The organism is Solimonas sp. K1W22B-7 (assembly GCF_003428335.1).
Taxonomy (GTDB): Bacteria; Pseudomonadota; Gammaproteobacteria; order Nevskiales; family Nevskiaceae; genus Solimonas_A.
In genome coordinates this window covers 3243098-3255383 of the sequence record NZ_CP031704.1, presented here as the reverse complement: position 1 = coordinate 3255383, position 12286 = coordinate 3243098, and the positions used below count along the sequence as shown (strand labels likewise).

The following is a 12286-nucleotide window of genomic DNA, read 5'->3' as shown; positions in this document are numbered from 1 at the left end:
CACAAATGCGGGCTTGGACCTGTCATAAGGGAGTGGTATATCTAGGCCGAATATCCACTCAGCGCATCAACCTCAGCGCATCAACCGGCAGGACGCCCCTCATGCAGCAACTCAGTGGTCTCGACACGGTATTCCTCAATCTCGAAACCAACGCCGTGCCGATGCATATCGGCAGCCTGGCGATCATCGATCCCGGCGCTGCCGGTCCCGACTTCGGTTTCGAGTCGGTGCGTCGCCTGATCGAGCGCCGCCTGCACCTGCTGCCGATGTTCCGCCGTCGCCTGATGACCACGCCGCTGGGCCTGGACCAGCCCTACTGGATCGAGGATCCGGACTTCGACATCGAGAGTCACGTGCGCCATCGCGCGCTGCCGCGGCCGGGCACGCTCAAGCAGCTCAACGACCTGGTCTGCGACGTGATGAGCATCCGCCTGGACCGCAGCATGCCGCTGTGGAAGGTCTACTACGTCGAGGGCCTGGAGGGCGGCAAGGTGGCCCTGGTGTCGAAGATCCACCATGCCTGCATCGATGGCGTTTCCGGGTCCGAGCTGTTCAGTACCCTGCTGGACGTCACGCCGCAGCCGCGCGAGGTGGCGCCGCCGGACGCACCCTGGATTCCCGACGAACTGCCGCCGCCGCTGAAGCTGAGCCTGATCACGGCGAGGAACTTCCTGGCGCGGCCGGGCAAGATCTACAAGCTGGCCCGGCGCACCATCCCGCTGGTGCTGGAGGTGCGCCGCGAGGCGATGGCGCGCCAGCAGGCGACCCGCCGCGCCAGCACGGTGGACGCGGACACCAACCGCAAGCCCACGGTGATGGCGCCGCGCATGCGCTTCAACACCACCATCACGGCGCGCCGCTCCTATGCCTCGGGCTCGCTGTCGCTGAAGGACATCAAGCTGGTCAAGAACGCCTTCGGCGTGTCGCTCAACGACGTCGTGCTGGGGATCTGCGCCGAGGCCCTGCGCAACTACCTGCTGGCCGGCAAGGAACTGCCGGACCGGCCGCTGATCGCGGCAGTGCCGATGTCGGTGCGCGGCAACGGCGAGCGCGGCGGCAACCGCATCTCCATGCTGCGCGCCGCATTGGCCACCGACATTGCCGATCCGGTCGAGCGCCTGCAGGCCCTCAGCGCCAAGATGGTGGGGGTCAAGCGCACCATGAAGGCGATCCCGGCCAGCCTGATGCTGGACTGGGCGCATACGCCGCCGCCGTCGGTGATGGCGCAGGCGGCCCGCCTGTACGAGAATTTCAGCATCCAGGACCTGGTCCATCCGCCGTTCAACCTGGTGATTTCGAACGTGCCGGGGCCCAAGCTGCCGCTTTATCTGGATGGCGCGAAGGTGGAAGCCCACTATCCGATCTCGATCCCGTACCATGGGCTGGCCTGCAACATCACGGTGTTCAGTTACCAGGACAGCCTGGATGTGGGCATCACCGCGCACCGGGGTACGGTTCCTGACGTGGAGGTGATCATGGAGGGGATGGCCGCAGCGCTGGCGCAGCTGAAGCACCGTGCGCAACAGCAGTTGCGCAAGGCGGGGTGACACAAGGAAGGCGGGAGGGGCTGTGTCGGCGACACTCAAGGAAATCGATCGACTGATCCAGGTGCTGTACGGCACTGCGCTGGATCTGGACTGGCCTACGTTCAGGCGCGAGGCACTGGCCCTGGTCTGCCGCGCCAGCGGCGCCGCCTCCGGTCGCTGGCTGACGCGTTCGCGCGGCAGCCGCCACGGCGAGTTCAGCGAATGGCCGGGCAGCAGCGGTGACGCCGAAATCCTGCTGACCCTCGCTCCCCCCGGCAACCAGCGCGAGCGCTGGGTCGAGTCGCTGCCCGTGGAGGTGCCCGGGCAGGCTGCACGCCAGGGCCTGCTGCTGAACTACTCCCACCGCAGCAGCACGCTGCTCAACAGCCTGGTGCTGCTGGAGTTTCCGCAGGGCGCCGAGATCGAGATGAAGGAAGAGCTGCGCCGTGCCGTCGGCCACATGGTCGAGGCCAGCACGCTGTCGCTGCGCCAGATCGTGCAGCGCGACGAATGGCTGATGGCCCTGGGCCGGCCCTCGCGCGGCTCCGCCGCGCTGGTGGACGAGGAAGGCACCGTCTATGCCGCCAGCGCACGCTTCCGCGACCTGCTGGCGGGCGAGTTCGGCGAGGGCGACTTCCACGATCTGCCGTTCCGCCTGCCGCGCGCAGCGCTGGAGGAGCAGGGCATCTTCACCGTCGGTACGCTGCACCTGCGCGTGTCCACGCATGGGCGCCTGTTCCTGCTGCATGCGCGCCGTCCGCTGCCGCTGGACGGCCTGTCGCCGCGCGAGCAGGAGATCGCCCGCGCCCTGGCCGAGGGCAAGACCTTCAAGACCGTGGCGCGGCAGCTCGACATCGCCGTCAGCACGGTGGCGAACCACGCCTCGCGCATCTACCGCAAGCTGGGGATTTTCCGCCGCGAGGAACTGGTCAATCTCCTGCAGACTTCCAAGATCGCGAAAGCGGCCTGAGTCCGGCTTCGGCAGCGACCCCCCGCGCTGGCCGACCATGCAGAAGTAACAGGCCCTCAAGGGGCAGGGGGAGAACATGCGGTGTCGTCTTCGCGGCCTTGTGGCCGTTGTCCTGGCCTGTGTGTCGTCGGTGGCTTCCGCCATCCCGGAAGGCCCCGGATTCCCTTCGGCCGCCTGGACGCAGCGCGAGTTGGCCAACTACGCCCGCACGCTGGAAGGGCCGGCCGAGCAGGCCACCAATCCGGCCTTCCTGCTGCGCCTGGAACTGCAGGGCCTGACCAACACGCAGCAATGGCTGCAGCGCGGACTGCAGGATCCGTCCTGGCTCAGCCCGCTGGCGGGCAATACCCTGGTGCTGCCGCTGTGTGCGTCCTGGGCCGAGCAGTGTACTGGCGACCCCTACCGCTATCCCGGCAGCGATCCCTTCTACGACACCGAGGGTGAAGTCACGCCGGTGGTGTTCTACGACCGTGGCTGTGCGCGCATCTCCGGCCGTGTGTGGAAGCCGAAGCAGGCGGGCAACCGCCGCCTGCCGGGCGTGGTGATCGAGAACGGTTCGATCCAGGCGCCGGAGACGCTGTACTGGTGGATGGCGCAGGCCTTGGTGCGGCAGGGCTATGCCGTGCTCACTTTCGATCCGCGCGGCCAGGGGCGGTCCGACCTGCAGACGCCGACCGGCGGACAGGGCGGCAACTTCAATGCGGCGGTGTTCTGGGAAGGCCTGGTCGATGCCATCGACTTCCTGCATTCCACGCCGGTGGCGCCGTATCCGCACAACCCGGCCTGCGCCGACCGCTATACCACCGAGGTCACGGCCTTCAATCCGGACTACGCCGTGCTCGACCTGGGCCGCCTGGGCATCGTCGGGCATTCGCTGGGCGCGCGCGGCGTGTCGGTGGTGCAGTCCTACGGCGCGCCCGGCGGCGAGCCCTGGCCGGGCCTGCTGGACGCGCAGAATCCGGTGGACGCGGTGGTGGCCTGGGACAGCCTGAGCGCGGGCGAGGGCATCGTGCCGCGCGTGCCTGCGATGGGGCAGACCTCCGAGTACGGCATCGGCGGCACGCCGTTCACGGCGCCGCCCGACCCCGAGGGGAACAAGGCGGCCTACCGGCAGTGGGTCGCCGCCGGCGTGCCGGTCTACCAGCTGACGATCCAGGGCAGCACGCATTTCGAATGGAGCCTGATCCCGACCTTTCCGTCCAGCTCCTGGTGTCCCGATACGTCCCGGGGACGCTGCGAGGGCGGCTGGGGGCGGCCGCTGGCGGAGCACTACTCGGTGGCCTGGCTGGATCGCTGGCTGAAGCAGCCGGGCGAGCCGGGCTACGCCGACGCCGACCGGCGACTGCTGGCCGATGCCGACTGGCAGGAGCGCTACAGCTTCCATTCCCGCTCGGCGCGGCACTACCCGACGCGCGATGGCCGCAGCGCAGCCTGCGAGGATGTGCGCGCGGGTTGTGCGCCCCTGTCTGCGGGCGGCGACAACGGCGGTAGCGGCGGTTCGGGTGGCGGCGCGCCGGCCGCCGGCCTGCTGCTGGTGCTGCTGGCGCTGGCACTGCGGCGGCGCGCTATGCTGCGGGGAACGTGAGCCCGACCCGACGCATCGATCCAAGGCGAATCGCCACTACGCTGCTGCTCCTGCTGCCCTTGCTGGGTGGCTGCAGCAGCCTGGGCTACTACGCCAGCCTCGCGCAGGGGCAACGTGCCCTGCTCAAGGCCCGCGAGCCGATCGAGCGCATCGTCGGCGACGAACAGCGTGATCCCGAGTTGCGCCGGCGCCTGCAGAAGGTGCAGGAAGCGCGGCGTTGGGCGGTAGGGCATCTGAAGCTGCCTGACAACCAGAGCTACACCACCTATGCCGACCTCGGTCGTCCCTACGTGGTGTGGAATGTGTTCGCCGCGCCGGAGCTGTCGCTGGAGCCGCTGCAGAACTGCTTCCCCCTGATCGGCTGCATGGCCTATCGTGGCTACTATCGCCAGCAGCAGGCCGAGCAGCGCGCAGACCAGTTGCGCCATCAGGGCTACGACGTCCATGTCGGCGGTGTACCGGCCTACTCGACGCTCAACTGGTTCGCCGACCCGGTGCTGAGCACGATGATGCGCTGGTCCGACGAGGTGCTGGTGGGGATGATCTTCCACGAACTGGCGCACCAGGTGGTCTACGTGCGCGACGACACCGCCTTCAACGAGTCCTATGCCGAGTTTGTCGAGGAGCAGGGCTTGCAGGAGTACCTTGCGGAGAAGGGTGGCACGCGCGAGGCCTGGCAGCTGTTCGATCGCCGCCGCCACGAGTTCGTCGACCTGGTGCTGGCAACGCGCTCCAGATTGGTGCAGGTCTTCAGCGCGGATTTGTCAGACAGTGACAAGCGTGCGGCAAAAAAGCGTCAGTTCGAGCAGCTGGCGCAGGACTACCAGCAACTGCGTGACGGACCCTGGGCGGGCTATGCCGGCTTCGACGGCTGGTTTGCCAAGGGCGAGCCGAACAACGCCCGACTGTTGCCGTTCGCGCTGTATGACGAGCACAAGCCGGCATTTGCGGTGATATTCCAGCAGGCCGGTGGAGACTGGGCGAAGTTTCACGGCGCGGTCCGGGAACTCTCGAAGCTGCCATCCGGTCAACGTCTCGAGCGGCTGCGAACCCTCGCGCGTCAGCAAACGGGAATGGATACGCCCTAGTTGGGGGGTGTTGTTGACCAGTGGTGGAAGGCACGCTTGTTGCGCGTGAAAAGCTGTTCATTTCGCGTACCTGAAACAGGGCTTGGGTAGCCTGACAACCCTTAAGCGAGAAATTCCCGTGGGTCTGACTTACTTCGATTCCGTTACCGGCCGCAACCGTATCAAGCGGCGTTATGTCTGGGGCGCGTGGGGCTATGCCGCCGGCATGATTTCCGTGGCGGTCATTTTCCTGACCTTGATGGGCTAGGGCCTGTTAACACTACGGCAATCGCTGCGATACCCACGTATTTGCCGCCAGGCACGACGCGAGGAAGGCGCTTGGTGGTTCCAAGTAACTGACGAGGCCATTGGCCCCGCTGAGGAGCGACTCAATGTCGCTCTGAAGTAAGCCAATGGCCAGCATGGCGGCACCAACAGTAGGCGCCTCCAGGCGAAGACGGGGGCACCCGTAGGGCGGGACCGTTTTGGCGCATGGCGTCGTCCCGCCCCGCTTATGTACATTATGTACACCGCGCGCGTCGGGACATAGCCCTGCGCCAAAACGGTCTCCGTCGCAGCGACTGCCGTAGTGCTAACAGGCCCTAGGGCGACAGCGCCCGCGCCGGGCGGTATCCTTTGCGGGTTTTTGCCTGACCCGCCATGCAAGTCCATAACACCTATACCGGCCGTAAAGAGCCCTTCCAGCCGCTGGATCCCGACCGCGTGACGATGTACGTCTGCGGGCCGACGGTCTACAGCTATGCCCACATCGGCAACGCCCGCCCGGCGGTGGTGTTCGACGTGCTGGCGCGCGTGCTGCGCCGCCGCTACCCCGGCGTGCTGTACGCCCGCAACATCACCGACATCGACGACAAGATCAACAAGGCCGCTGCCGACCAGGGTGTCGAGATCGGTGTGATCACCTCGAAGTTCGCCGCCGCCTACCACGAGGACCTCGAGGCCCTGGGTGTGCTGCCGCCGGACTTCGAGCCGCGCGTCACCGCGCACCTGCCGCAGATCATCGCCATGATCGGGCGCCTGATCGCCAGCGGCCACGCCTACGAGGCCTCGGGGCATGTGCTGTTCCATACCCGCAGCTACGCCGACTACGGCAAGCTGTCCAAGCGCGACCCGGAGCAGCTGCTGGCCGGCGCCCGCGTCGAGGTGGCGCCGTACAAGAAGGACGCCGGCGACTTCGTGCTGTGGAAGCCTTCCACGCCGGAGCAGCCGGGCTGGGATTCGCCCTGGGGCCGCGGCCGTCCGGGCTGGCACATCGAGTGCTCGGCGATGTCCGAGGCGCTGCTTGGCGACACCCTGGACATCCACGGCGGCGGGCACGACCTGATCTTCCCGCACCACGAAAACGAGATCGCGCAGTCCACCTGCGCGCACGGCGGCAAGGCCTACGCGCGCTACTGGATGCACAACGGCTTTCTCACCGTGAACAGCGAGAAGATGGCCAAGTCGGTCGGCAACGTGCTGCTGGTGCGCGAACTGCTCAAGCAGGCACCCGGCGAGGCGATCCGCCTGGCGCTGCTGTCGGGGCACTACCGCCAGCCGCTGGACTGGAACGACGAGGTCATTGCCGAGGCGCGCAAGAAGCTCGACCGTCTCTACGGCACGTTGCGCGACCTGGCCGATGTCGCGCCGGCCGCCGATGCCGGCGCGCCGCAGGCCTTCGTCGACGCGCTGGAAGACGACCTGAATACGCCGATGGCGCTGGCCGAACTGTTTGCGCTGAGTCATGCCTCGAACAAGAGCGCCGATGCCGGCGAGCGGGCGCGCATCAAGGCGCAGCTGCTGGAGGCGGGCCGCCTGATCGGCCTGCTGCAGCAGGATCCGGCCGCATGGTTCGCCTGGAGTGGGCAGGCTGGGCAGCAGCTGTCGCCCGAGGCGATCGACGCCCTGCTGGCGCAGCGCGCCGAGGCCCGCCGCAGCCGTGACTGGGCGGGTTCCGACCGCATTCGTGACGAGCTGAAGGCCAAGGGTGTGCTGGTGGAAGACGGCAAGGACGGCCAGCGCTGGCGCTACGCACACGAATAAACCTGCTGTGCGCCCCGATCTTGCGCCTGCGGTGCTCGCCGTACTTCAGTACGGCTGTGCGCCGCAGCCGCAACCTCGGGGCTGCTCGCTACGGTTTCATCGTATGCGCAGGAGAGCTTGCTATCTGATCAGTGGCAATTCTTGAGATTGCGTCGCAGCAGCCACCAGTTCACCGGCAGGGCGGCGAAGTAGCCCGCCACGGCGGCGATGCCGAAGGCGATCCAGTACTGCGGGTGCAGCAGGCTCATGCCGCTGCCCATGCCGCCCAGGTGGTAGTCGACGATATTCATCACCAGTTCCATCACCGAGATCGATACCACTTCACCCAGCCACACCAGGCGCCAGGCCTGGCTGAAGGACATGCCGCGGCGCATCAGCGGCAGCAGGGTCAGGCCGAAGCCGCAGAGGAAGGCCAGCGTCACCGCCAGCATGATGGTGTGATGCGACTCCAGGCCCAGGCTCACGCCGATGGCGAGGCCGGTCCATTCGCCGATCGCGCAGCCGGTCAGGCAGTGCAGGGTGATGCTGGCGGCGGCGCGCCAGCTGCCGCCTTGGGCGTGGCCGTGATGTTCGTGAGCGTGGGCCGCCTGCGGCGGCGTGGCGGCGGGCGGATGGCAGCAATCGCTCACTGGGGTTCTCCTGAAAGGGCGTTGAGGATCGGGCAGTCCTGCGCGGCGCCGTGGCCGGGGCAGGCATCGACCAGTTGGCGCAGGCCGTCGCGCATGCGCTCCAGCTCGGCGATGCGCTCTTCCACGTCCTTGAGCTTGGCTGCTGCGGTGGCCTTCACCGCGCTCACGCCGCTGCCGCTCTGGCGGCTCAGTTCCAGCAGTTCGCGGATTTCCTCCAGGCTGAAGCCGAGGTTCTTGGCGCGGCGGATGAACTGCAGGCGCTGCAGGGTGTCGGCCGGGTAGACGCGGTAGCCCGAGGCGCGCCGCGGCGGCTCCGGCAGCAGGCCGAGACGCTCGTAGTAGCGCACGGTGTCGATGCCGACGCCGGCCTGGCGGGCGAGGGGACTGATGGTCAGCGAGCGGGCCATGGGGAGGGCTCTGTGGGGTCGATGAGCCAATCCTAGACCCTTGACCAGGGTCCAGGGTCAAGCCCCTGCGGCTGGTCAGCGCCCGACCTGCTTGTACCGCGGGCAGCTCACCAGGTGGTCATTGACCATCCCCACGGCCTGCATGTGGGCATAGATGATGGTGGTGCCGACGAACTTGAAGCCGCGCTTCTGCAGGTCCTTGCTGAAGCGGTCGGAGACCTCGGTGCGGGCCGGCACGTCCTTGATCGATGCGCGCTGGTTGACGGTGGGCTTGCCGCCGACGAACGCCCACTGGTAGGCGGCAAAGCTGCCGAACTCCTTCTGCACCTGCAGGAAGGCCTGGGCGTTGCTGCGCGCGGACCAGACCTTGAGGCGGTTGCGGATGATGCCGGGGTCCAGCAGCAGCTTCTCCAGTTTCGCGTCGGTGTAGCGTGCGACCTTCTGCGGATCGAAGTCGGCGAAGGCCTTGCGGTAGCCCTCGCGGCGCTCGAGGATCGTGCGCCAGGACAGGCCGGCCTGCGCGCCTTCCAGGATCAGGAACTCGAACAGCACGCGGTCGTCATGGACCGGCACGCCCCATTCGCGGTCGTGGTACTCGCGGTACTGGGGTGTCGCAAGACACCAGGGGCAGGGCGCGGCGACGGTGGGCATGTGGCGCTCTCGGCGGCGTGGACTCAGGTGTCAGACGAAGCGCATGCGCTGGCCGCGTGGCGCGCCGACGACCTGGCCGTGCTCATAGACGATCTCGCCGTTGACCCAGGTGTTGAGGATGCGCGCCGGGAAGGTGCGGCCTTCCACCGGCGACCAGCCGCAGTGATAGAGCAGGTCGGACTTGTGCACCGTGGTGGTGCCGTGCGGGTCCACCAGCACCAGGTCGGCCCAGTAGCCCTCGCGGATGTAGCCGCGGTCGGGGATGCCGAAGCGGTCGGCCACGGCGTGGCTGGTCTTGCGCACCACGGTGCGCATGTTCATCTCGCCGCGCTTGACCAGGTCGATCAGCATCAGCAGCGAGTGCTGCACCAGCGGCAGGCCCGAGGGTGCCTTGAAGTACTTGTTGGCCTTTTCCTCGGCGGTGTGCGGGGCGTGGTCGGTGGCGACGATGTCGATGCGGTCTTCCATCACCGCCTTGACCAGGGCGCGGCGGTCTTCCGGCGTCTTGATCGCCGGGTTGCACTTGATCAGGGCGCCGAGCGCGGCATAGTCGCGGTCGTCCATCGCCAGGTGATGGACGCAGGCCTCCACCGTGATCTTCTTGCCCTTGACCGGGCCCGGGGTGAAGAAGACCAGCTCGCGGGCGGTGGTCAGGTGCAGCACGTGCAGGTCGGCGCTGTGCTTCTTCGCCAGCGTCGTGGCCAGCAGGGTGGACTGGTAGCAGGCCTCGGCGGAGCGGATGTTGGGGTGCTCGGACCAGGGCACGTCCTCGCCATACTTCTGCCGCGCGGCTTCCTCGTTGGCCTTGATCATCGGCGTGTCCTCGCAGTGCGTCACCACCAGCATCGGCGCGCGCTCGAAGATGCCGTTGAGCGTCGTGGGGTTGTCGACCAGCATGTTGCCGGTGGAGGCTCCCATGAAGACCTTGATGGCGCAGGCCTCGTCGCGCTGCAGCGCGGCGATCTCCTCGAGGTTGTCGTTGGCGCCGCCGAAGTAGAAGGCGTAGTTGGCGAAGCTGCGGCCCTCGGCCATCGCATACTTCTGGCGCTGCAGTTCGCGCGTGGTGATGGCCGGGATGTTGTTCGGCATGTCGAAGTACGACGTGGTGCCGCCGGCCACCGCGGCGCGGGACTCGGTGAACAGGTTGCCCTTGTGGGTCAGGCCCGGTTCGCGGAAATGCACCTGGTCGTCGATCACGCCCGGCAGCAGCCACTGGCCCCTGGCGTCGAACACCACGGTGCCGGCCGGCGCGTCGATCTTGCTGGCGATCTTCTCGATGCGGCCGTTGCGGATCAGCAGGTCGGCGGCGGTTTCATGGCCTTCGTTGATGATGTGGGCGTTGGTGATCAGCATCGCGGGCTCCAGGATCTTTCTTGTCGTTGTGAAATGGTACCGCTTTGGAGCCTCCGTCAGGTTGCCGGGGGAGGCTCCGGGCGGCTAGTGTGGGGGTTCAGCCAGCGTCGTCAAACCAATTAAAAGGGAAAACATGGCCAAGAGCGTAAAACTGATCGCGCCGCCGGGGTATGGAGCGGTGGAGCCCCTGGACAAGCAGAAGCACGCTGGCCTGGGCCTGAAGAAGGATGTCGGCTTCGCCTGGAGCGCGGAGATCAACGCCGTGTTCCTGAATGCGGCGGAGTTCTTCAAGGCGGCGCTGGACTATCCCATCGCCTTCGTGCGCGAGCCCAAGAGCGGCGAGTTCCTGCCGATGGCGATCCTGGGACTCAAGGCCAAACAGAACCTCTACGTGGACGGCAAGGGCCGCTGGCGGCCGCACACCTATCTGCCGGCCTACTTCCGGCGCTATCCCTTCTGCATCGCCGAACTGCCGGCGAAGGAAGGCGAGGGGACTCAGCGCCTGGTCTGCGTGGACCCGGAGGCCCTGGCCAAGGGCAGTGTCACGCCGCTGTTCACGGCCGCCGGTGAGCCGACCCCGGCCTGGGAGACGGCCCACAAGCTGCTGGAAGCGATGGAGGGCGCGCGCCAGCAGACCCGCGTGCTGACCCGCCGCCTGGAGGCGCTGGGCCTGCTGGTGCCCTTCGATGCCGTGGCCATGCCCAAGCAGGGCGAGCGCAGCCGCCTGCAGGGCCTGTTCCGCGTGGACGAGGAGAAGCTTGCCGAAATCCAGGCCAAGGACTTCAAGATCCTCACCAAGAAGGGCGAACTGCGCGCGATCTACGCGCATCTGCTGTCATTGGAGAACTTCGCCCGCCTGCTCGACTACGCCCAGAACGATGGGGGTTGAGCTCAAGCTGACCGATCGCGAGCTGCCGGTATCGCCGGCGTTCGTGGATTTCCTGGCCCACCTCGTCGACGGCCGGCCCTTCGCTAACCACGAATGGGGCGACCAGCTCTCCGAGGAACTCAATTACGCACAGCGCGACCTGGTGGAGCGCGCGCCCAAGGACGCGGGACGGGTCATGGGCCATGCGCAGGGGCGTGCCGCCGTGGCGCGCTCCTACCACTGGCTGCTGGCGCTGCTGTCCGGCAACCAGCAGGCCCTGCGCGAGCTGCAGCTGAAGTTCCACTTCGTCAACGTCATCGGCATCCCCCGCACCGGCGGCTCCTACCTGACCAAGGAGCTGTACCGCGCGCTGGGCATTGAGCCCAGCACGGTGCACAACGCCCTGGCGCACGACGGCTTCCCCGAGGCGGGTCCGTTCCAGCTCACCGAGGGGGCGAACTCCTGGGTCGTGAGCCTGCAGACGATGGCGGAGTACCTGGTGATGGTGGAGGCCTTCTTCGGCCACCGCCCGCGTCATAGCGGCAAGATCGTGGTGCCGAAGAAGCTCACCAAGGGCATCTACGCCGGCGGCTTCTTCCACCGCGTGCTGGGCGAGGCGGTGGAGCACATCGTGACGCTGCGCCACCCGGTGGCCTCCTGCATCTCGACCTACGAGAAGTCGGGCGGCCTGCCGGCCAACGGCCGCTTCGCGCTGCGCTCCAACATCGAGGAATGGTGCCGGCGGGATCTTGCATATGTCGGCATCTCCGGCGAAATGCTTGCGCAAATGGACTATTTTGACGTCTACCTGCGCTATTGGGAGCAGTACCACCTGTACATCGCCACCACCGGCCTTTCCGCCAACCGCGACCTCAAGGTGGTGGTCTACGGCAAGCAGCGGCTGGAAGACATGGCCGACGGCTTCCACCGGCGCTATGGCAGCCGGGCCCAGCCGGGGGAGTTCAAGGTCTTCGCCGCTGCCCGGGAAAAGCACCCGGAATGGATGCAGCGCGCGCAGCCGGTGATCGAGCGGGTGGCGGCGGTCTGGGAGCGGGTGCAGCTGCCTTTTCCGGTCGATCAGATGATGGAAGCCTGGTAACCCCCGGAACAGGGGGTGGGCGATACCGTCACAAGGCTGTGAAGTACGTCAAAAATTAAGCGTTGACGGGGGTTTAACCTCCGCCTAG

12 protein-coding genes are annotated in these 12286 nt (G+C 67.2%); 8 read left to right on the top strand and 4 right to left on the bottom strand.

What is annotated here, in order from left to right:
- Nucleotides 1-101: 101 nt before the first annotated feature.
- From D0B54_RS14610 to cysS, 6 genes are all read left to right on the top strand, one after another.
- Nucleotides 102-1547 carry a WS/DGAT/MGAT family O-acyltransferase gene (locus D0B54_RS14610; protein WP_162932437.1) on the top strand — a complete coding sequence of 482 codons (1446 nt, stop codon included), beginning with the start codon at nt 102-104 and terminating at the stop codon, nt 1545-1547.
- Between the two features lie 22 nt (nt 1548-1569).
- Nucleotides 1570-2496, top strand: coding sequence for a helix-turn-helix transcriptional regulator (locus tag D0B54_RS14605; RefSeq protein WP_117292025.1), 927 nt, complete (start codon nt 1570-1572; stop codon nt 2494-2496).
- Between the two features lie 130 nt (nt 2497-2626).
- Nucleotides 2627-4081 carry a hypothetical protein gene (locus D0B54_RS14600; RefSeq protein WP_162932436.1) on the top strand — a complete coding sequence of 485 codons (1455 nt, stop codon included), beginning with the start codon at nt 2627-2629 and terminating at the stop codon, nt 4079-4081.
- Nucleotides 4078-5169 carry an aminopeptidase gene (locus D0B54_RS14595; protein ID WP_117292023.1) on the top strand — a complete coding sequence of 364 codons (1092 nt, stop codon included), beginning with the start codon at nt 4078-4080 and terminating at the stop codon, nt 5167-5169. The genes D0B54_RS14600 and D0B54_RS14595 overlap by 4 nt, the downstream gene beginning before the upstream one ends.
- Nucleotides 5170-5287: 118 nt before the next feature.
- Nucleotides 5288-5416, top strand: a complete 129-nt coding sequence (locus tag D0B54_RS24990; RefSeq protein ID WP_256365889.1) for a hypothetical protein — start codon at nt 5288-5290, stop codon at nt 5414-5416.
- 392 nt (nt 5417-5808) lie between these two features.
- Complete coding sequence (cysS, locus tag D0B54_RS14590; protein ID WP_117292022.1) at nt 5809-7191, top strand: cysteine--tRNA ligase; 1383 nt, start codon at nt 5809-5811, stop codon at nt 7189-7191.
- A 128-nt stretch (nt 7192-7319) separates the two neighbouring features.
- On the opposite strand, the gene D0B54_RS14585 is transcribed toward cysS, so the two are convergent.
- The 4 genes from D0B54_RS14585 to D0B54_RS14570 form a co-directional block, all read right to left on the bottom strand.
- Nucleotides 7320-7820: a DUF4396 domain-containing protein gene (locus D0B54_RS14585; protein ID WP_162932435.1), complete on the bottom strand. Its 501-nt coding sequence runs from the start codon at nt 7818-7820 to the stop codon at nt 7320-7322.
- Nucleotides 7817-8227, bottom strand: a complete 411-nt coding sequence (locus tag D0B54_RS14580; RefSeq protein WP_117292021.1) for a heavy metal-responsive transcriptional regulator — start codon at nt 8225-8227, stop codon at nt 7817-7819. Before D0B54_RS14580 ends, D0B54_RS14585 begins: the two co-directional genes overlap by 4 nt.
- Before the next feature lie 75 nt (nt 8228-8302).
- Nucleotides 8303-8878, bottom strand: a complete 576-nt coding sequence (locus D0B54_RS14575) for a DNA-3-methyladenine glycosylase I (RefSeq protein ID WP_117292020.1) — start codon at nt 8876-8878, stop codon at nt 8303-8305.
- A gap of 30 nt (nt 8879-8908) precedes the next feature.
- Nucleotides 8909-10231 (bottom strand): dihydroorotase, encoded by a 1323-nt coding sequence (locus D0B54_RS14570; protein WP_117292019.1) that lies wholly within the window; start codon nt 10229-10231, stop codon nt 8909-8911.
- A gap of 133 nt (nt 10232-10364) precedes the next feature.
- Here D0B54_RS14570 and D0B54_RS14565 point away from each other — a divergent pair, with 133 nt between their 5' ends.
- Together D0B54_RS14565 and D0B54_RS14560 are read left to right on the top strand one after the other, a co-directional pair.
- Complete coding sequence (locus D0B54_RS14565; protein ID WP_117292018.1) at nt 10365-11120, top strand: SapC family protein; 756 nt, start codon at nt 10365-10367, stop codon at nt 11118-11120.
- Nucleotides 11110-12198, top strand: a complete 1089-nt coding sequence (locus D0B54_RS14560; RefSeq protein ID WP_117292017.1) for a hypothetical protein — start codon at nt 11110-11112, stop codon at nt 12196-12198. Before D0B54_RS14565 ends, D0B54_RS14560 begins: the two co-directional genes overlap by 11 nt.
- The last annotated feature ends 88 nt before the right edge of the window (nt 12199-12286 follow it).